20 protein-coding genes are annotated in these 18,504 nt (G+C 62.1%); 9 read left to right on the top strand and 11 right to left on the bottom strand.

The genetic code is table 11. The features are described 5' to 3' along the window. The first annotated feature begins 58 nt into the window (after positions 1-58). Positions 59-1,450 (top strand): aminobacteriohopanetriol synthase HpnO, encoded by a 1,392-nt coding sequence (hpnO, locus tag QJT82_RS06775; RefSeq protein ID WP_028338684.1) that lies wholly within the window; start codon positions 59-61, stop codon positions 1,448-1,450. A 136-nt stretch (positions 1,451-1,586) separates the two neighbouring features. Here hpnO and QJT82_RS06770 read toward each other — a convergent pair whose 3' ends face one another. From QJT82_RS06770 to QJT82_RS06755, 4 genes are all read right to left on the bottom strand, one after another. Then, positions 1,587-2,357 (bottom strand): anti-sigma factor, encoded by a 771-nt coding sequence (locus QJT82_RS06770; RefSeq protein WP_028338683.1) that lies wholly within the window; start codon positions 2,355-2,357, stop codon positions 1,587-1,589. Further along, positions 2,354-2,911 (bottom strand): sigma-70 family RNA polymerase sigma factor, encoded by a 558-nt coding sequence (locus QJT82_RS06765; protein ID WP_018270594.1) that lies wholly within the window; start codon positions 2,909-2,911, stop codon positions 2,354-2,356. The genes QJT82_RS06770 and QJT82_RS06765 overlap by 4 nt, the downstream gene beginning before the upstream one ends. A 94-nt stretch (positions 2,912-3,005) precedes the next feature. Then, positions 3,006-3,329, bottom strand: a complete 324-nt coding sequence (locus tag QJT82_RS06760; protein WP_028338682.1) for a cupredoxin family copper-binding protein — start codon at positions 3,327-3,329, stop codon at positions 3,006-3,008. 12 nt (positions 3,330-3,341) lie between these two features. Continuing rightward, positions 3,342-4,295 carry a metallophosphoesterase gene (locus QJT82_RS06755; protein ID WP_028338681.1) on the bottom strand — a complete coding sequence of 318 codons (954 nt, stop codon included), beginning with the start codon at positions 4,293-4,295 and terminating at the stop codon, positions 3,342-3,344. 237 nt (positions 4,296-4,532) lie between these two features. Between QJT82_RS06755 and QJT82_RS06750 the strand changes: the two genes are divergently transcribed. After that, positions 4,533-4,940, top strand: coding sequence for a GFA family protein (locus QJT82_RS06750; RefSeq protein WP_028338680.1), 408 nt, complete (start codon positions 4,533-4,535; stop codon positions 4,938-4,940). Positions 4,941-5,133: 193 nt separating this feature from the next. Here QJT82_RS06750 and QJT82_RS06745 read toward each other — a convergent pair whose 3' ends face one another. Beyond that, on the bottom strand, positions 5,134-5,601 hold the full coding sequence (locus tag QJT82_RS06745; RefSeq protein ID WP_245288634.1) for a Spy/CpxP family protein refolding chaperone: 468 nt from the start codon (positions 5,599-5,601) through the stop codon (positions 5,134-5,136). 281 nt (positions 5,602-5,882) lie between these two features. Between QJT82_RS06745 and cax the strand changes: the two genes are divergently transcribed. Beyond that, complete coding sequence (gene cax / locus QJT82_RS06740) at positions 5,883-6,986, top strand: calcium/proton exchanger (protein WP_028338678.1); 1,104 nt, start codon at positions 5,883-5,885, stop codon at positions 6,984-6,986. Positions 6,987-7,155: 169 nt separating this feature from the next. Here cax and QJT82_RS06735 read toward each other — a convergent pair whose 3' ends face one another. The 4 genes from QJT82_RS06735 to QJT82_RS06720 all read right to left on the bottom strand — a co-directional run bounded on the left by QJT82_RS06735 (position 7,156) and on the right by QJT82_RS06720 (position 10,746). Then, positions 7,156-7,389: a hypothetical protein gene (locus QJT82_RS06735; RefSeq protein ID WP_028338677.1), complete on the bottom strand. Its 234-nt coding sequence runs from the start codon at positions 7,387-7,389 to the stop codon at positions 7,156-7,158. Between the two features lie 165 nt (positions 7,390-7,554). After that, a complete protein-coding gene (locus tag QJT82_RS06730; RefSeq protein WP_080686636.1) occupies positions 7,555-8,013 on the bottom strand; it encodes a hypothetical protein in 459 nt (152 codons plus the stop codon). A 754-nt stretch (positions 8,014-8,767) separates the two neighbouring features. After that, positions 8,768-9,631, bottom strand: a complete 864-nt coding sequence (locus tag QJT82_RS06725; RefSeq protein ID WP_245288625.1) for a hypothetical protein — start codon at positions 9,629-9,631, stop codon at positions 8,768-8,770. A gap of 65 nt (positions 9,632-9,696) precedes the next feature. Next, entirely contained in the window at positions 9,697-10,746 is a 1,050-nt protein-coding gene (locus tag QJT82_RS06720) for an AraC family transcriptional regulator (RefSeq protein ID WP_028338673.1), read from the bottom strand. A 214-nt stretch (positions 10,747-10,960) separates the two neighbouring features. On the opposite strand from QJT82_RS06720, the gene QJT82_RS06715 reads away from it, so the two are divergent. From QJT82_RS06715 to QJT82_RS06690, 6 genes are all read left to right on the top strand, one after another. Continuing rightward, a complete protein-coding gene (locus tag QJT82_RS06715) occupies positions 10,961-11,341 on the top strand; it encodes an AraC family transcriptional regulator (protein WP_028338672.1) in 381 nt (126 codons plus the stop codon). 106 nt (positions 11,342-11,447) lie between these two features. Continuing rightward, entirely contained in the window at positions 11,448-12,116 is a 669-nt protein-coding gene (locus QJT82_RS06710) for a hypothetical protein (RefSeq protein ID WP_245288624.1), read from the top strand. 104 nt (positions 12,117-12,220) lie between these two features. After that, positions 12,221-12,562 (top strand): HdeA/HdeB family chaperone, encoded by a 342-nt coding sequence (locus QJT82_RS06705; RefSeq protein WP_028338671.1) that lies wholly within the window; start codon positions 12,221-12,223, stop codon positions 12,560-12,562. 93 nt (positions 12,563-12,655) lie between these two features. Beyond that, positions 12,656-14,089, top strand: coding sequence for a DUF1254 domain-containing protein (locus QJT82_RS06700; RefSeq protein WP_028338670.1), 1,434 nt, complete (start codon positions 12,656-12,658; stop codon positions 14,087-14,089). 216 nt (positions 14,090-14,305) lie between these two features. Beyond that, positions 14,306-15,307 (top strand): transporter, encoded by a 1,002-nt coding sequence (locus QJT82_RS06695; RefSeq protein WP_028338669.1) that lies wholly within the window; start codon positions 14,306-14,308, stop codon positions 15,305-15,307. A 131-nt stretch (positions 15,308-15,438) separates the two neighbouring features. Further along, positions 15,439-15,948 (top strand): DUF2721 domain-containing protein, encoded by a 510-nt coding sequence (locus QJT82_RS06690; RefSeq protein WP_245288623.1) that lies wholly within the window; start codon positions 15,439-15,441, stop codon positions 15,946-15,948. 26 nt (positions 15,949-15,974) lie between these two features. On the opposite strand, the gene QJT82_RS06685 is transcribed toward QJT82_RS06690, so the two are convergent. Beyond that, positions 15,975-16,877 (bottom strand): alpha/beta hydrolase, encoded by a 903-nt coding sequence (locus tag QJT82_RS06685; protein WP_155258336.1) that lies wholly within the window; start codon positions 16,875-16,877, stop codon positions 15,975-15,977. 7 nt (positions 16,878-16,884) lie between these two features. Continuing rightward, the gene (locus QJT82_RS06680; RefSeq protein ID WP_028338666.1) at positions 16,885-18,504 is read right to left on the bottom strand and encodes a GMC family oxidoreductase N-terminal domain-containing protein; all 1,620 of its coding nucleotides are present in this window, start codon (positions 18,502-18,504) and stop codon (positions 16,885-16,887) included.

Here is an 18,504-nt window from a genome sequence, read left to right as displayed (position 1 = left end):
ACGCCGCGAGCGAGCGTTTTAAGTTGACGAGATGGCCATCAACCGACGTATGTAACGAATGGTAAGTTCCAATTTAGACGTTTCCGAGATTTTTGTGGAGCGCGAGGGGCAGCGCGGTGCCATGCACACGCGTCACCTCAACGAGCAGCTCGTTCGCGTTCTCAAGACCATCGGCTACGACGTCGGATTCCAGAAGGGGCAAGGCCAATACCTCTTCGATCGTCAGGGGGCTCGTTACCTTGATCTATTGAGCGGATTTGGCGTTTTTGCGATTGGCCGCAATCATCCGGCCCTGCGCCAGGCGCTGAAGAGCGTGCTCGACGCCGATCTGCCCAATCTCGTGCAGCTCGATGTCTCGACACTCGCCGGCGTGCTCGCGGAACGGCTTCTGGAACATGTTCCATATCTGGACAAGGTGTTTTTCGCCAATTCCGGCGCCGAAACCGTCGAAGCTGCGATCAAGTTCGCGCGCGGCGCGACTGGTCGCCCCGGTATCGTCTATTGCGGGCATTCGTTCCACGGCCTGTCCTACGGCGCGCTGTCGCTGACGGATGATTCGAATTTCCGCGGCGGATTCGAGCCGCTGCTGCCGGGCTGCACCCCGATTCCCTTCAACGATCTCGAGGCGCTGGAGAAGGCGCTGTCGTCGCGCCAGGTCGGCGCCTTCATCGTCGAACCGATCCAGGGCAAGGGCGTCAACATGCCCACCGACGAGTTCCTGCCCGGCGCGCTGGCGCTGTGCCGCAAATACGGCACGCTGTTCATCGCCGACGAGATCCAGACCGGCATCGGCCGCACCGGAAAATTCCTCGCGATCGAGCATTGGGGCATCGAGCCCGACATGGTGCTGCTGGCGAAGGCGCTGTCCGGCGGTCACGTGCCGATCGGCGCGCTGCTGACGCGCAAGAACATCTTCGACAAGATCTTCAACCAGATGGATCGCGCGGTCGTGCACGGCTCGACCTTCGCGAAGAACGATCTTGCGATGGCCGCTGGCATCGCCACGCTCGACGTCATCAAGGCCGAGAAGCTCGTCGAGAACGCCGCCAAACGCGGCGCCGAGCTCCGTCTAGCGCTGACGCGCATGGTGCCCGGCTATGAACTGATGAAGGAAGTGCGCGGCAAGGGCCTGATGATCGGCGTCGAGTTCGGTCCGCCGAAATCGCTGCGGCTCAAGGCGTCGTGGAATCTGCTGGAGACCGCCAACAAGGGCCTGTTCTGCCAGCTGATCACGGTGCCGCTGTTCAAGGATCACAAGATCCTGACCCAGGTCGCCGGCCACGGCCTCCACACCATCAAGCTGCTGCCGCCGCTCACGATCACCGAAGAGGACTGCACCTGGATCGAGAAGTCGTTCGACGACGTGATCGCCGGCAGCCACAAGGTTCCCGGCGCGATCTGGTCGCTCGGCAAGACGCTGGTCGACAACGCGGTGCGCAAGTCGGCGTAGTTTCGAACCTGTAGCCCGGATGCAGCCAACGGGTCGCGCGAATGCGCGCCCGATGACAGGCTGCGCGAAATCCGGGGTTCTCACAGCGGGTAAGACCGTCCCCGGATTACGCTGCGCTCCATCCGGGCTACAAGACTCACCCCTCCTTGTTCGCGCGCATCGCGCCCTCGAATTTGTCGCCGAACTCGCTCAGCTCGTCGGCGCCGAGATCGCTGACCGCCCAGTAGTTCAGGCCGCGGTCGCTCCAGCGGCGGATGTTGAAGCCCTGCAGCGTCGAAATCTTCGCCGCCTTGCGTTCGGTACTCGCGGTCTGCGCCACGAACAGGTTGATGACGTGCTGGCGCCGCTTGTAGACCACGGCGCCGATCTCGCGGGCGTTGACGTAGTCGAGCCGGCCGCCGATCAGCGTGAAGCCCTGCGCGGTGAGATCGATCACCGGCGGCGAGACGTCGAGCTTGCCGTTGAACCAGGGCTTGACCGTGTGCTGATCCGTCGAGATCACGTCGGTGAGGTGGCCGGCCTGCAGCGAACGCAGATGCGCCGACACCACCTCGTTTTCGATGCGCTGCTCGTCATCGTTGCGCAGCACGATCGCGACAAGGCCGGTCGCTGCCATCGCCGACACCGCGGAGCCCAGCGCGAAGCCGCGCAACACCGAGCGCCGGGTCGGCGCCGCCTGCGCTTGTGGTTGCGGCAGCGACTTCTCGATCTTGCGGCGCAGCTCGAGCGGCGCCTTGTAGCGCAAATCGCTCTCGGCGATCGCCTGGCGGATCTCCTGATACTCCTTCATGAGCGCGGCACAATGCGCGCACCCCTCGACATGGGCTTCCACTTCGCGCGCATGGCCGGCGTCGAGTTCGCCGTCGATCAGCGCGTGGATCAGCACTTCGGCTTCCTCGCAGGTCATTTCGCTTGCTCCTGTTCCGCAAGCCAGGCCGATCGCAGCATGGCGCGGGCGCGCGCGAGGCGGGACATCACGGTGCCGACCGGCACGGCGGCGACATCGGCGATCTCGCGGTATGAAAGATTCTGGATTTCCCTGAGCACGAAGGTCTCGCGGAACGGCTCGGCAAGCGCCGCGACCAGCTTGCGCACGGTCTCGCCGTCGAAGCGGCGCAGCAGCTGCTTTTCCGGGGTCTCCGGGGCTTCATTCCACAGCGGGGTCTGCTCGCCGCCTTCGGGCAACTCCTCGACCGCGGTCGGGGCGGTCTTGCGCCTTGCATATTCGGCGCGGCAGACATTGCGCAGGATCGCGAACAGCCACGGCTTCATCGCAGGTCCGCGATAGCTGTCGAAATGCTTGTAGGCGCGCAGATAGCATTCCTGCACCGCATCCTCGGCGTCGGCGGCGTCGCGCAGCAGATAGCGGGCCAGCGTATAGGCGTCGTCAAGATACGGCAGCGCGGCCTCGCGGAAGCGCCGCGCCTTTTCGGGATCGTCTTGCGACGCGTTGACAACCATCGTGTTCTGCCCGGCATGTCGAGAGACGGCTCGTGTCCGGCCGGGGGCGGAGGGCCACCGGCCGGGCATGGTTGTGATTGTATGGGTTGTCACGTTACCCAACCTTGACACTGCCTGTCATGTGCGGATGCAGCGAGCAGAAATACTTGTACTCGCCGGGCTCCGTGAAGGTGAACGAGAAGGTGCCGTCGGTATCCATGGTCTTGGAGCGGAACTTGCCCGCACACACCACGGTGTGCGGGATGTCGTCGCGGTTGGTCCAGGTCACGGTGGTGCCGACCTTCACGTCAAGCTGGGGCGGGGTGAACGAGAAGTTGTCGATATGGACCGCGGTATCCTCGGCGCGGGCCGCCGTGACCGGCAGCAGCATGGTCGCGACCACGGCGATCCCGAAGTCGCGTCGATTGATCGAACTCATCGGTCTTGTCCCTCAGCCTTGCAGCGGCGTGTCGATGATCGCCAGCGGCTGGCTGTTCTGCTTGAAGTTGATGCTGGCGACGCCGAGCATGCTGCGCAGCTTGGCATCCTCCACCTTCATCGGGCCGGGCGAGGGGGCGGAGCCCGGCGCCGGCTGCGGGAAGGCGGTCGAACGCGCGGTGTGGAAGGTGACGTTGCCCTCGACCTTCTGCATCACCTGGTGGATGTGGCCGTTGAGCACGGTGACCGAGCCGAACCCCTTGACGTATTCCAGCGCGCGGGCGCCGTCCTCGGTGCCCCAGCCCCATTGCGGATAGACCGTCCACAGCGGGATGTGGGCGAACAGCACGATCGGCGTCGACTTCGAGCGGCCCTTGAGGTCTTTCTCCAGCCATTCGAGCTGCTCGTTGCCGAGATTGCCGAGGCCGCCGCCCTTGAGGTCGACGACGTTGACGAGGCCGATGAAATGCACGCCGCCGGCGTCGAAGGAATAGTAGCCCGGACCCTTGGTGCCGCGGCCGTAGCGCTCCTTGTAGAGCTTGACCTCCTCGTCGATGAAATCGTGCTCGCCCGGCACGTAGTGCACGTCGAGCTTGGCCTGCGAGATGATGCGATCGGCGTCATCAAATTCGGACGCCTTCGACAGATGTGTGATGTCGCCGGTGTGGATCATGAAGGACGGCTTGACCTGCATCGCCCGGACCTTGTTGATGGCCTCTTCCAGCGTGCCGATGGCGTTCGGGTTGGCCGGCTTGTCGAAGCCGACATGGCTGTCGCTGATCTGCATGAAGGTCATGCCGGGCGCCGCTTCCGCAGCCGCGGCCGAGCCGACGATGCCGAGCGAATGCGGCACGCCGCCGGTGACGGTCCACAGCACGCCGGTGCCGGCCCAGGTCATGCATTCCAGCACCTTGCGTCGGCTGACGCCTTTTTCCTCATCGCGATGGTCGTGATCGTGTCCGCTCATGGCAAGTCTCCCGTGGGCCCAGGGATTGGGTTTCCGGGGAGATGATCGGCGGGGCCGGGGCTTTATTCCCGGAGCTTTGGCGGGGCCGAGGGCAGGGATGACGATTTCGTGAGGCCCGCATGATCGGGGGCGCAGGGGACGGCGCGACAGCTCGACGCAAGGGCAAGATGCGCAATTGAAGCATTGCTGCTCGCAGCGTTATCGACCCGGCAAACCACTGATCGAGCGGAGGAAAACATGGCTGACGTCACCGGCGGCTGTCACTGCGGCGAGATCCGTTACGAGGTGACCGGCGAACCGGTCGTCCATGCGCTGTGTCACTGCACCGATTGCCGGCGCCACGCCGGCGCGCCGATGGTCGGCTGGGTGATGGTTGCCGAGGGCATGGTCAAGGTGACCAAGGGGCAGCCCAGGATCTACCGATCCTCGGAGCATGGCCGGCGGCATTTCTGCGCGAACTGCGGCAGCGGACTTTTCTATACCAATGGCAACATGCTGCCCGGGTTCATCGACATCCAGAGCGGCACCTATGACGACCCCGATCGGGTGCCGGCCACGATGCATATCCAGGTCGCGGAGCGGCTGCGCTGGATGGAGGATGCGCATGAGCTGCCGACCTTCGACCGCTTTCCGCCGCCGGAATGACCGGGTTGATGAACGCGGTGCTTTCCGGCGAAGCAGCTATGCACGCCGCAACATGGAATCGCCCGCAACATAGATGGACGGTTGCAGTACGGCGTTTTCGTTTGGCGGGTACGCGCGACGCTCGCCCTTTCGAGCGTCCAATCATTTCACGCACAAACCTGCAAGGGGCTGTTCGCGTTCGGTCCGGTTGGCCTTATTCGTCCTCGTCGTCCGGACCGCCACGCTGCTCGATCGCGTTTCGCACGCCGCGCATGACGGCGAACGACACGAATGCCATCCTTCGCTTCTGATCATCGCTCAATGTCTTGTAGAGCGGCTCCCAGGCATCGGAGAGCTTCTTGAGATCGGTCCCGCGCTGAATCAGCCGGTCTGCCCTTCGTTGCATCATCTCGACCGGATTGCTTCCACCAAGGACCTCCATCGGTCCGTTCCCCTGAAGTTCGGCAATCCGCTCCAACCGAGCCTGCCGGTTTTTCGCTCGCGCACGGATGGCATCCTCGATGGCCGGCCAGTATTTCTCCTGATCGGGTGTCAGCTGCAAAGCGGCCTTGACGATGCCGACACGCATGTCCGTCAGGCTCTTCAGGTCGGTGGCGCTGGGTTGCGCAGCTCCGACCGTCGTGGACGTCTCTGCTGCGAAAGCGAGAGACGAGGTCGTCACCAAAAATGCAATCGCTGCGACAGCTGCGTTCCTCGTCATTGTAAGCTCCTGAGCTGCTCATCAAGGATGTCCGCGAGAACAACCGCAATCTGGTCGGCCACGGGTTGATCTAGGTCAAAAGGGGGAGGGAGCCGGCAAATATGGACGCGCTTCTGACCGTTCGGGAAAGGCTCAGGCCGTGACTGGCGCGACGGTTGCGCCGGATTGTTGAGCTAGATCAAGGTTACGCTGCCTGCGGTGTTCAGAAACTGCTTTCGACCTCGTTTCGACCGGGCGGTACCATGCACCTTCTGCTCAAGGAAATTCGACATAATCCACTGCTCTGGATGCTGGTCTTCGTGCCGATCGTGCTGGCGGTCGAGACAGCAGCTCCCTCCGCACACACCACCCTGTTTGTGCTCGCTGTTCTGGCCATCGTGCCGTTGGCCGCCCTTCTCAGCCATGCGACGGAGAGCGTCGCAGAGAAGACCGGCGACGCAGTCGGAGGCCTGCTCAACGCAACTCTGGGCAATCTGACCGAGCTGATCATCGCGATCGCGGCGCTGCATGCCGGAGAGTACATGCTGGTCAAGGCATCGATCGCTGGTGCCATCGTCACCAATTCACTCTTCATGCTCGGCGCATCATTCCTGCTCGGTGGGCTCCGCCATCACGTTCAGGAATATAATCGGGCCGGCGGAAGGATGTACGCAGCGCTGCTGCTGATGGCCACGATTGCGTTGCTTGCGCCATCGGCTGTTGCCGACCTCGATCCGGCGCGCGGCGAAGCGATGGCGTTGGCTCTCAGTACGGGCCTCGCTGTGCTGCTGATATGTGTCTATGGACTCGGCTTGCTGTTCTCGCTCAAGACACACAAGGAGCTGTTTGCAAGCGAGGAGCATGGCGAAACCGGCGGCGCCGGCTGGCCGATCGGACTTGCAATAGGCACCCTTCTCGTGGTCACGGTGCTGGTCGCACTGGTCAGCGAAATATTCGTGAGCTCGGTGCAGAAGGCGGGCGAGACGCTGGGATTGAGCCCGGCGTTCGTCGGTTTCATCATCGTCGCGCTGGTCGGCGCCGCGGCAGAAATGGCGGTCGCGTTTTCTGCGGCGCGCAAGAACCGTCTCGACATGAGCGTTAGCATCGCGCTCGGCAGCGCGTCTCAAATCGCCTTGTTTGTCGCGCCGGCACTGGTGCTTCTGAGCTACGTCGTCGGTCCGAAGCCGATGGATTTGCAGTTCTGGCCGGGGGCCGTGACGATGGTCATGATCGCCTCCGTGACGTCCTGCTTCATCACCAACAGCGGACGGTCGGCATGGTTTATCGGCGCCTTGCTCGTGCTCATCTATGTGATTTTCGCCATGACCCTGTACATGGTGCCACCGGGATCGCACGGCCCGGTTTGACCACAGCGAGCGTGATCGTGCCGGCACCGACCCGGACGAGGGCGCTGCGCGCTATTCCTCGTCGCGAGCGTTCACGACCATGCGCAGGACGGGTCGCCGCGGCACGATGATCGGAGAGTGGCAAAGTTGCCGGCGTTCGAGCCCGCGTTCGCGCGGGCTCGAAACGGCTCTAGAGCGACAGCTCGTCCTGGCCCTTCGTCCAGTCGATGATGTCGATCTGGAGCCCCCGTTTCAGAATCTCGGCCTCAAGATTGCTGGCATGCCGCTTCCATTCGGCCGTCGACCGGACCCGGAATTTTGGCTCTTCACCGTTTGCCGCGAACTCATCGTCGGCTTCGAGCGCGCCGCGAACAGCCTCGTACATCATCTTGAGGCTCGCGTCGGTGAAGGCGTCGTACTCCATCTAGTCGTCTCCTCGGGAATGCAAATTCAAGGGACCGCCACGATGGCCATCGTGGCGTTCCTTTGCGGTCGATCCATTCAACATGGACATGCCGATGCCTGACCGAAGCTCGACAGCGAGCCCGTGCGGTGCAACCGCATGTCCATCGACTGCTGCTCAGCCGGATCAATACTGATACTGGTTCTGCGGGCAGATCATTTGCCCGTATTCATTGTAGTAGCAGCCTTGGTTGCCATAGTAGCCATAGGCGCCATACGCGCCGGCCGCGGCCGCTGCGCCGACGGCAGCAGCACCATAGCCCCAGCCCGGCCGATAGTAGCCTCTGCCGTAGCCGGGATAGCCGGCGACCGGGCGGCCAGGGCGCCCCGCAATCGGTCGACCGGGATAGCCCGGACGCCCTGCAATCGGTCGGCCACCTGGACGGCCGGCAACGCGATATCCTCCACCATGAACCCTTCCACCACCTACATGCATGCCACCGCCGCGCATTCCGCCGCCGTGAAAACCGCCTCCGCCACCGCGGAAGCCGCCGCCTCCTCCACGGCGGGCATAGGCGTCATCAGGAATCAGGCAGACTGCAACGAGAACCAGAGCCGCCAGAGCGGCGAGGATACAACGAAGCATGGCGTGTCCTCCCTCACGGACGATTTTGCGAGCCGTGAAGCTGCGACAATTTCGGCGCGCGAGCTTGACGTAGATCAACGGAATGCAGCAGGGCGCGCGTTCGACAAGGTCAGGCAGCTGTCATCAATCACTCCAGGCACAATCTGCACTTTGCTGCCGAAGCATCTTGCCTAGAATGCGAACCTGAGTTCCATGACATTTGCTTTCGCCTCAGTCAGCCGACAGCCATCGTTTCTTTGCCGAGTTCACCTGGTGTTTTTACGTCCTGCGGAACCCTGCCAAGAGGATCCACGTGCGGAAAGCGGATGTAACGTGCGCGTGCTGTGGCGCAGGTTTCCGGCGGTTGGAGCTATGGTCCGAACCTGGCGCCAAGGGTGAGTATCACTGTCCCGTTTGCGACTACTTGCTCGAGGCATTCGATGGCACCAACCTGATCGCCTATCGGCTGACGATCCAGCCGGCGCGCGCGCCGGCCCACTCGATCAAGCCGTTCGACGATCAGCGATAGCCGGACGATCGGTTGCCACCGGCGCGCTTCGGTTTTCGAGGTGACGGCCGACGCCATGACTGCTTGGCCGTGTCACTGCACCGATTGGTGCCGCATCCTGGCGGGCCGATGGCTGACCCGGTGATGGCCGCAGAGGACACAGTCAAGCTGACCCGGGGTAGATCTACCCGTCGTCGCAGCACGGCCGGGAGCGGGTCGCTCGCACCCGCGTCGGATAGTCTCGGTGCTTGCTTGCTCGTGCGCCGGCTAGTTCTTGACGGCATACAGAGGCGTTCTGAACGTCAGTTGATAGGCGGGGTTCGGCACCCACATGATTTCGGCTGTGATGCCAAACAGTCGGTTGTCATTATCATCCATGCGGTCGAGATCGAGCCGCACGATCGGTTGTGCAAAGGGCTGAATCGACGCGAGGTTCAGAAGCTGCGCGCCTTCGAAGGATTGCAAGCCCACGCGGCCGGTAAACTTCCAATTGTTCGGCCATTGATAGTAGCCACCAACATAGGCAATCGTGTTCGGGTTGACCCTTCCCAGCGCACCATCGACGTCGGTTCGCGTGTATTGGAAACCGCTGAGGAAGCCTCTGGTCTCATCGGAATCGAGCGCATAGTCAAATTCGAGAATGTTGTTGAACGAGGTTGTACCCAGCGGACCATTGGGAATCGACTGTGTGACGGTCGATTGCAGCGTCACGGTAGGAAAGGTCCCGCCGTTCTGCTCATAAAGGTCGGCCTGGAAGCCGATGTTCCAGCTCGTGATTTGAAAGGACGAAAAGCTGGCGCTTCCGAAGTTCGTCGAACTGCCGGAGACGCCGGCATAGAGCGAGACGCTTTCGGTGACATCGACCGTTAGCGGAAAATCCATGTTGAGGGATTTCGCTGCTGGCAGGCCCGCCGGAAGTGCCGCGCCGCCCGATGCCGCAAGCGTCTGCGTATTGAACAGCGTTGAACGTCCAAAGCCGAACGCGAGCGATCCTGCCGGTACCTGTGCGTAGATCGTCCTGAGGTCGAGATAGATCGTCGGCACTGAAGCACTGGCAACGCCGTCATCATTTGCGGCAAAGGCCTTCGCAACCGGGACGACGACAAGGCTCGCGCACAATGCAGCGCTCAAGATCGATCCGGGAGCCGGGAGCCCTGTGCTTTTACGTTGCGCCGCGTTCAAGGCGAAAACCTTCCCTAGACGCGATTGCCATTGGGTCGGGCGGCAGGCCGATCGATCGTGGCTTGTCCGTTCCTCGACCTCTCCCGAAACTCCCGCGGGGTGCAGCCGGAAATCCGGCGGAAAGCCCGCGTGAAGTGGGCAGGGTCGGCATAGCCCGACGAGAATGCAACGTCGATGATCTTGATTTCGGTGCCGCCCAGAAGCTTGGCCGCATTGTTGAAGCGCGCCTGCTCGAGCAGACCCGAATATGTCAGACCAGCAAGCGAAAGCCTCCGCTGCAGACTCCTGCTGCTCACTCCCATCATCTCGGCGGCCTGCATGATCGTGAGGCCTCCTTGATCCAGGTAGGAGGGCAAGCTCAGCTTCAGTGCGCTGACGACGTCCTTTCCGAATGACTGCGGCGCGTGATCGGACAGCGTTGACCGAACGTCATTTGCGGGATTTGCAAGGCTGAGGAGTTCGACCGGCACTTCGATCCATGAGGCCTTTTGACCCGACATGAAGCGCGTGTTCGGCCAATGCGACTGGACCTCTGGGCTCGGCGTATAGATCGCTTCAAACGCAATCACTCTCGGAGACCAACTCATCCCGGCGAACTGACGGACGATGTGCAGGACGAATATGTTCTGAAGCCACTGGGATATCTCAAGATGAGAAATGCCCTCCGTTCCAATAAGCTTGCTGCAAATCTTCAAACTCTCGCCGCTTGGCTCGAGCCATAGTTGAAGGATCGTATCTTCGCACGGCGCCCACCGGCATATTTGCTGCAGGGCAACCAATAGGGTTGGCGCATGGCGCACCCGCGCCCGCATGGTTTCGCTCAAATGTTCAAACGAAAGTCGTTGGGCTGCGCGAAAGGCAATTTCCGACAGGCCCTGCTTTTGCTGAGCGGCCGTCGCGAACCGAACCGCCGGCAACAAAGGCACGTAATGCTCCGCTTTTTCTTCAAAGGACGTCGGGAGTTGAAATCTGGCGAGAAGTGCCGCCGTAGGGCCGCCTATTTCAGAATGAAGCTCAGCGAATGGAATCAAAAATTGACAACGGGTCAACGGAATGACGGTCATTACTACCTGCCCAAGAAGTTTTGCCGCGATCGCAGCTTAGCAGGCCGGAACTCTCTTGGGTTGTCTTTATCGAGCAATCAGGTGCAATAACACGTTCGACGATTCCGCTTGGCGAAAGTTTTGGCGGCTGATGGCCAGATCGATGCCCTAAACTGCTTTAACTTGGAGCGTCGTTTCTTTGCAGGAGCACGGGCTTCACGCCTCAGCCCAACCGATGAGAGCTGTCCGATTGCCTTCAGCCCAGGTGGTCCGCGCAGTCATTGTCGCGTCGCTGCGACACGGTGACGCAACCCTTGATAGCACCGCTCGCGCTCTCAAGTTCAGCTCGCGCACGCTACAGCGTCACCTTGGTCGCATGGGCACCAGCCACAGCGAAATGCTTGCGGAAGTTCGCTTGAACATCGCTTGTCGCTTGCTCGTGGACTCAGGCAAGCCACTGTCGGAAATCGCGAAATTCGTCGGCTACAGCAACCCTAGCAGCTTCAGCCGTACTTTCGTGCGTGTGATGAAAATTCAGCCCATCATCTACAGGCAACTTGCCGATAGGCAGAGCCGAGCGAGCCATCGCAAGAGGTCTCACGCCGCTCGGCAATGACAATTCCGATCATTGGCGCGAAATGGCAAGACGCGCGATTTGAATTGGCGCGAAATGCTTAGCGAAGCTGATTGCCGAAATTGCGCTTTCCAAAGGAATAACAAACATGATCCTTCGCTCAGCTCTGTTCGTATTTTGTGTCGCCGGATTGATTGCCGCTCCCCATAAGGTGCTTTCCCAGTCTGCACCCGAGAGCAAACCACATGTACCGCTTGAGAAGTCGATAGGTCAGGCAAAGCCGGAAGTCGTGCCATCGCTCTTCGTCCTCAACTCGCGGGGTGCGAGCTTGAAGGACGGGAAGCTTGTGCTGACGGGGGTTTCACCGAATGCGATCGTGTTCGCCGATCGGCCCGTGAGGGCGGCTGGTCACGATCTTACGTCGCGAATTGTCGAGGATTGGGGCAATGGCAGTGACAATTTCGCGAAAGATCCTCCAAACGCCACCGTGTCCGGGTTCAGGAAAGACGGATCATCGGTAGCCGACGCCGTCGTCGTCCTGAAATCGCCCAAGCTCGAAGGCGACAGGCTGACTTTCGATGTCGATATGCTCGAAGGTGACCTTGCGGGGGCTGATGGACCGGCGTCGATCTTTATCGACATCATCGGTCGTCCATTCACGCCGCTGTCTTTTGCCGGCGTTGCTCGCCGCACCGCCTGGCGAGGTGCTTACTACCGCGGCGCTGCAGTCGCGGGTGCGGCCGCCCTTGGAGCTGCGGCAGCCTATCCCTATTACGCCCCGCGGTGCGGATACTATCCGTATCCGCCTTGTTACTGAGCAACGCGACCGTCGCGTCACAGCCGCTCGGCCGACAGGGAAGGTCGGCCCAATCTAAGCCGAACACGCGAGCTCACAGGAGGGGGATCATGGGACGAACCGCCATGATTGCAGCATCGTTGATCGTCGCCAGCATTCAGTCGGCGCATGCGCAGACGGACCTGAGCGCTTATGCCAACGCCGAAGGCTATCTGGATGTTCAGAAGCTGACATGCGCGCAACTCGCCGGAACGTGGCAGGGAGACGCCGATCTTCTCACTGCCTGGTACAGCGGTTGGTACAACGGCCTCGCGCGCAAGCACTACCTCGACATCAAGAAGTCCCGTGAGGCCGAGCACGAAGTGATCCAACATTGCAAGGCTCATCCTGACCAGCTCATCATCGAAGCCATCGCAGTGGTCTTCAAGGATATGAGAGCGGCGCTCGGGATCAGGATGCAGCCCTGACCGGAGGATCGGACGCCCTTCACGGCAGGCCGACAGTCGAGGCAGCCAGACGATTCTTTGAAGACCATTCGATTTGTACACAAGGAGAGAACAATGGAGATCACTCGTCGCAATCTTGCGCTTGGCGGAATGGGTCTGCTCACCGGAGCGGCGATAGGTCGACCAGCCGTCGCCGAGGAGGGAGCTTTCCTGGGTGTCGGTCAGGGCTTGGAGGACTTCTGGCTCGCGAGCGACGCCTACATATTCGGCTATCCGTTGGTGACGATGGAGATGACGCGGAGGATCATCACCAACGTCGCGGAGCCCGTGGGCACGCGAGGGCCGATGGGCCATATCATCAAGCTGCGCCAATATCCGGACGCGTCGTTCCGGGATGTCACCGCACCCAACGCGGACACGCTCTACACCACGTCCTTCTTCGACGTCGGGAAGGAACCGTGGGTCCTCAGCATCCCGGACATGAAGGGGCGCTATTTCCTGATGCCCATGCTGGATGGCTGGACAACGGTATTCCAGGTGCCGGGGAAGCGTACCACCGGCACCGGAGCACAAACCTATGCCATCACCGGGCCCGGCTGGAAGGGCACGCTGCCGGATGGCGTGAGGGAGTACAAATCACCTACCAACCTCGTGTGGCTGCTCGGCCGCATCTATTGCACCGGAACGCCGGAGGACTATGCAGCCGTCCACAAGCTGCAGGACGAGTGCAAGCTCGTTCCGCTCAGTGCTTATGGCAAGCCGTACACGCCACCTCCGGGAAAGGTCGATCCGTCGATCGACATGAAGACGGCTGTCCGCGAACAGGTCAATCGCATGGACGCGGTGTCGTATTTCAAGCTGCTCTGCGAGCTCATGAAAACCAACCCGCCATACGCGGCGGACGCGGCCCAACTCGCCAAATTTGCCCGCATCGGCATCGTACCCGGGCGCGACTTTGACGAGACCAAGCTGAAGGCGGACTTCCTGAAGCGCGTCCCGGAGGTGTCGTTCGACAGGATCATGCTTCAGTTCAAGGTCAACAAGGCCGTCAAGGACGAGAACGGCTTTGCGTTCACGACGAAAACCGGCATCTACGGTACCGACTATCTGATGCGGGCCCTGGTGACCGCGATCGGGCTTGGCGCCAACCGCCCGCAGGATGCGGTCTACCCGACCTCGCAAAAGGATGTGGATGACCGCAAGTACAATGGTGCGAACAAGTACGTCATGCGGTTTCCCAAAGGCCACCTTCCTCCGGCCGAGGGATTCTGGTCGCTCACGATGTACGACAGCGGCTACTTCTTCGTGAACAATCCGCTCAACCGATATTCGATCAGTGCGCGGGAAAATCTGAAGGAAAATCCGGACGGCTCGACCGATCTCTACATTCAGAAGGACTCGCCCGGCAAGGACAAGGAATCCAACTGGCTTCCTGCGCCCGAGGGAGATTTCATACTCATGCTGCGCATGTATTGGCCGCAGGAAACCGACCCATCGATCATCAACGGCACCTGGACGGTTCCTGCCGCCAGGAAGGTCGGGGCTTGAGAACCTGGATTCATGCCGGCCCCGCTGGGGCCGGCATGAATCAATGTGCTTCAATTTGCGGTCGCGAATCGAACACTCGAGCGAGCCGTACAGATCGTTCTGCGATGCGCCAACGGTGGGGTGGGTGACATGCGGCTTCGTGATCTTTCGAAGAGGCGGCAACCAAACAGGCGAAGTAAGACACTCAGGGATGTCGGCATCGCCATGACAATGGTCATGGCGTCATTCTCGCCTGAAGCCGCCCGTGCCGACGAGGGCGGCGTTTCATATTGGCTTCCCGGCCGCTTCGGCAGTCTCGCTGCGACCCCGCAGGTCCCCGGCTGGTCGATGGCGGAGGTCTACTATCACACCAGTGTCAGTGCATTCGGCAATGCCGCGGCCGCCAGGGAAATCCACGTCGGCAGAATTCCTGCCGCGGCAAACGTCGATCTAAACCTGCATCTGAACGCACAGGCGGATCTCATCCTTCTCAATCCCACTTATACGTTCGCGACGCCGGTGCTGGGTGGCCAGCTTGCCATCGGCGTGACCGGACTGTTTGGGCGGTCCAGCGCAGATCTTGCGGGGACACTTACGGCGGCCGTCGGTCCGCTGGCGACAACGCGCACCGGCAGCTTCGGCGATTCAATCACATCGGTAGGTGACCTCTACCCGCAGGCGACGCTGAAGTGGAACGCCGGCGTGCACAATTTGATGACCTATGTAACGGGAGACGTTCCGGTCGGAGCATACAGTCCGAGCAGCCTCGCCAATCTCGGCATCGGTCACGCCGCCATCGATGCAGGCGGCGGCTACACCTACTTCAACCCGCAGGCGGGCCATGAATTTTCTGCAGTCGGGGGCTTCACCTACAATTTCAAGAATCAGGATACGCAGTATCAGAACGGCATCGACTTCCATCTGGATTGGGGCGCCTCCCAGTTTCTGTCAAAGCAGGTTTTCGTTGGCCTGGTTGGATATGCCTATCAGCAGGTCACCGATGATTTCGGCCAGCACCCTGTCCTGGGGGGCTTTCGGTCCCGCGTGCTGGGCGTTGGTCCGCAGATCGGCTTCCTGTTTCCCGTGGGCGACATGCAGGGTTATCTGAATCTCAAAGGGTATGGAGAATTTGCAGCAGAGAATCGCCCGGCCGGCTGGAATTCCTGGTTGACGTTCTCGATCTCTCCGATGGCGCCGACCAGCACCGTGACGCCGACCCGACGGATCGTCACAAAATAGCAGTGTTGTGCGTGCCTTCAATTGTGCCAAGATCACGCCACGATGCGCCGCACTCGCGGCCGTCGATGCCGGCCGTTCGGACGCCGGCTGGACAATCGTCGCCGCTGCCGGTTCGATGCTTCGGAGTCGTGATGGCCAGGCTGCAGGGTCCAGGTTGCCAATGTCCGGCTGATTGGTTCGGCCGCGCTAACCCGAAGGTCGAGTCGATGTTGCCGGATACGCCATCGGTCAGTCAGCTCTCTCAAGTGATTTCTCAAGCGGCTGCGCCCGCATTTCTGCTCGGTGCATTGGCGGCTTTTATCGCGGTGCTGATTTCCCGCCTCAACCGGATCATCGACAGATCGATTTACCTGAACCAGATTTCTGATCAGGATCAGGCGAGATGCCGGCTCAAGGCAGACATACCGCGTCTTGCTCGGCGCGCCACCATGATCAATCGCGCGATCTTCTGGTCCATCATGGGAAGCATCTCGATCAGCGTTGTCATCGTCGTCGGCTTTGTGAGTGCGTTCCTTCACATCCAGCACGAGCGGGGCGTTGCCATTCTCTTCATTGTTGCCGTCGTGGCTTTCATCGTGTCGTTGGTGGATTTCGCGCGAGAGGTCCGAATTGCCCTGAGCGAACTTGATCACTACGGCTAGGCGCAACGCATTGATACGCTCGCGCCTTAACGCGTACGCGCGGCAAACGTCATGAGCGCTGCCACCATCAGCTCCGGCGCTTCCTGCGCAACGCAATGGCCGGCGCCGTCGAAGGTCCATCGGCTCGCATGCGGGATCAGTGCCGCGGCGCGGCCTGCCATCTCCTTATAGATCGGCCGTGACTGCTCAGCGGTCGCGATGCAGACCGGGCAGGCAATGTCGGAGAACCACGGGAACGGATTGCCGCGGGCGTCGCCGGTGTAGATCTGCTCCATGGCCTGGAAGATCGGCCCGAGCAGGGCCGACTCGATTTCCGGCGTGCAAAGCAGCCGCACGCGGCCGTCGTCGAGCCGGGCAAAGCCGTGATGGACATAGGCCCGCAGCGACCGTTCGGTCCATGGCGCGAAGGCCTGTGCGGCGCGCAGCCGCTGGAACAGGTCGTCGGCGCTGTCGAACTCGGCCCGGCGGCGCAGCACACCTTGCACGGATCCGCGCGCGATGTCGCTGAGGCCGCCGGCGCGCGGCGCGCGCGGATCCATCGCGGTCGGCTCCGTGACATGCAGGCGCGCGAAGCGACCGGGCATCAGTCTGGCTGCGAGCAGCAGGTCGGTTGCGCCGGCACTGTGACCGATGCCGTAGATGTCATGGAGGTCGAGGCGCTCCACCACCATGCGGACGTCTTCGGCAAAATCCTGGAAGTGATAGCGATCGGCCGGCGGCTTGTGGCTCAGGCCATGGCCGCGACGGTCGAGCGCGTAGACCGTGTAATCGACCGCCAGCGCCTCTGCGACCTCGGTCCACACCTCCGCGACGAAGCCTGTGCCGTGCAGCAGCAGCGCCGGCGGCTTGTCCGAGGCCGGCTCGCCCCATTGCGCCACCGCAACCTGTGCGCCGGCATCGCCGACCAGAAAGCGCTTCGGGGCGTTCATCGTCGTTCTATCGTGCATCCTGCAGGATCATCGCTGCGGCCTTCTCGGCGATCATCGCCGTCGGCGTGTTGGTGTTGCCCGACGTGATGGTCGGCATCACGGAGGCATCCGCGATGCGCAGGCCGTGCAGGCCGTAGAAGCGCAGCCGCTCGTCGACTACGGCCATCGGATCGTTGGCCGTTCCCATCTTCGCGGTGCCGACGGGGTGGAAGATCGTGGTGCCGATGTCGCCGGCAGCCTTGGCGAGCGAGGCATCGTCGTCGCCGACCGAGGGGCCGGGCAGGAATTCCTCGGGATGATATTTCTCCAGCGCCTTCTGCTTCATCAGTTTGCGCGTGGTGCGGATTGCGTCGGCCGCGACCTGGCGATCGTCGTCGGTCGACAGATAATTCGGCGCGATCGACGGCTTGTCGTCGGGCGCGGTCGAGCGGATCCGCACCGTGCCGCGCGAGCTCGGCTGCAGGTTGCAGGCACTCACCGTGATCGCGGGGAAGCGGTGCAGGGGATCGCCGAACTTGTCGAGCGACAGCGGCTGCACGTGGAACTGGATGTTGGCGCGCGAGCGCGTCGCGTCCGAGCGCGTGAAGATGCCGAGCTGCGACGGCGCCATGGTCAGGGGTCCGCGGCGGCGGAACGCGTAGTCGAGGCCCATCAGGCCGCGGCGAACCAGATTGTAATAGGTCTCGTTCAGCGTGCGCACGCCGAACACCTTGTAGATCGCGCGCTGCTGCAGATGGTCCTGCAGATTATGGCCGATGCCCTGCACGTCGAGCACGATGTCGATGCCGAGCGGCGACAGCCATTCGGACGGACCGATGCCGGAGCGCTGCAGCACCTGCGTGGTTCCGATCGAGCCGGCGCAGAGGATCACTTCGCCCCTGGCGCGGGCCTCGACCACCTCATTGCCCTGCCGGAACAGCACGCCGGCGGCGCGGCCGCTCTCGACGATCAGGCGGTCGACCAGCACGTCGGTCTCGAGCCGCAGATTGCTGCGGTTCAGCACCGGCTTGAGGAAGCCACGCGCCGACGACCAGCGCCGGCCGCGCTTCTGGTTGACGTGGAAGTAGCTGGTGCCCTCATTGTCGCCGGTGTTGAAATCCGCGATGCGCTTGACGCCCATCTCCTCGGCGGCATCGCCGACCGCGTCGAGGATCTGCCACGACAGCCGCGGCGCCTCGATGCGCCAGCCGCCGCCGACACCGTGATGCTCGCTTTCACCGAGGAAATGATCCTCGAGCCGCTTGAACGCCGGCAGCACGTCGCTGTAGCTCCAGCCGGTGAGGCCGAGCTGCCGCCAATGGTCGTAATCCGCGGCCTGGCCGCGCATCGAGATCATGGCGTTGATGGCGGAGGAGCCGCCGATCACCTTGCCGCGCGGGTAGGCGAGCACCCGGCCGTTGAGGCCCGGCTCGGCCTCGGTCTTGAACATCCAGTCCGAGCGCGGATTGCCGATCGCGAACAGGTAGCCGACCGGAATATGAAACCAGATCCAGTTGTCCTTGCCGCCGGCTTCCAGCAGCAGCACGCGCTTCTTCGGATCGGCCGACAGGCGGTTGGCCATGATGCAGCCCGCCGTGCCTGCGCCGACGATAATGTAGTCGAAATCACCCTCGAGCCTTCGCGGCAT

The organism is Bradyrhizobium sp. Mp19 (assembly GCF_029952935.1).
Classification (GTDB): domain Bacteria; phylum Pseudomonadota; class Alphaproteobacteria; order Rhizobiales; family Xanthobacteraceae; genus Bradyrhizobium; species Bradyrhizobium elkanii.
Note: the sequence above shows the minus strand (reverse complement) of the source record. Positions and strands in the feature narration are given on the sequence as shown.

Bases quoted from the DNA above. Each gene is read 5' to 3' on its own strand.
- QJT82_RS06770 (WP_028338683.1), bottom strand. From the start codon at position 2,357: ATGACCTGCGAGGAAGCCGAAGTGCTGATCCACGCGCTGATCGACGGC.
- QJT82_RS06690 (WP_245288623.1), top strand. From the start codon at position 15,439: ATGGCCAGGCTGCAGGGTCCAGGTTGCCAATGTCCGGCTGATTGGTTC.
- QJT82_RS06710 (WP_245288624.1), top strand. From the start codon at position 11,448: ATGATCCTTCGCTCAGCTCTGTTCGTATTTTGTGTCGCCGGATTGATT.
- QJT82_RS06715 (WP_028338672.1), top strand. From the start codon at position 10,961: ATGAGAGCTGTCCGATTGCCTTCAGCCCAGGTGGTCCGCGCAGTCATT.
- QJT82_RS06730 (WP_080686636.1), bottom strand. From the start codon at position 8,013: ATGCTTCGTTGTATCCTCGCCGCTCTGGCGGCTCTGGTTCTCGTTGCA.
- QJT82_RS06700 (WP_028338670.1), top strand. From the start codon at position 12,656: ATGGAGATCACTCGTCGCAATCTTGCGCTTGGCGGAATGGGTCTGCTC.
- QJT82_RS06735 (WP_028338677.1), bottom strand. From the start codon at position 7,389: ATGGAGTACGACGCCTTCACCGACGCGAGCCTCAAGATGATGTACGAG.
- QJT82_RS06695 (WP_028338669.1), top strand. From the start codon at position 14,306: ATGGCGTCATTCTCGCCTGAAGCCGCCCGTGCCGACGAGGGCGGCGTT.
- QJT82_RS06680 (WP_028338666.1), bottom strand. From the start codon at position 18,504: ATGCCGCGAAGGCTCGAGGGTGATTTCGACTACATTATCGTCGGCGCA.
- QJT82_RS06685 (WP_155258336.1), bottom strand. From the start codon at position 16,877: ATGAACGCCCCGAAGCGCTTTCTGGTCGGCGATGCCGGCGCACAGGTT.
- QJT82_RS06755 (WP_028338681.1), bottom strand. From the start codon at position 4,295: ATGAGCGGACACGATCACGACCATCGCGATGAGGAAAAAGGCGTCAGC.
- cax (WP_028338678.1), top strand. From the start codon at position 5,883: ATGCACCTTCTGCTCAAGGAAATTCGACATAATCCACTGCTCTGGATG.
- QJT82_RS06760 (WP_028338682.1), bottom strand. From the start codon at position 3,329: ATGAGTTCGATCAATCGACGCGACTTCGGGATCGCCGTGGTCGCGACC.
- QJT82_RS06720 (WP_028338673.1), bottom strand. From the start codon at position 10,746: ATGACCGTCATTCCGTTGACCCGTTGTCAATTTTTGATTCCATTCGCT.
- hpnO (WP_028338684.1), top strand. From the start codon at position 59: ATGGTAAGTTCCAATTTAGACGTTTCCGAGATTTTTGTGGAGCGCGAG.
- QJT82_RS06705 (WP_028338671.1), top strand. From the start codon at position 12,221: ATGATTGCAGCATCGTTGATCGTCGCCAGCATTCAGTCGGCGCATGCG.
- QJT82_RS06765 (WP_018270594.1), bottom strand. From the start codon at position 2,911: ATGGTTGTCAACGCGTCGCAAGACGATCCCGAAAAGGCGCGGCGCTTC.
- QJT82_RS06750 (WP_028338680.1), top strand. From the start codon at position 4,533: ATGGCTGACGTCACCGGCGGCTGTCACTGCGGCGAGATCCGTTACGAG.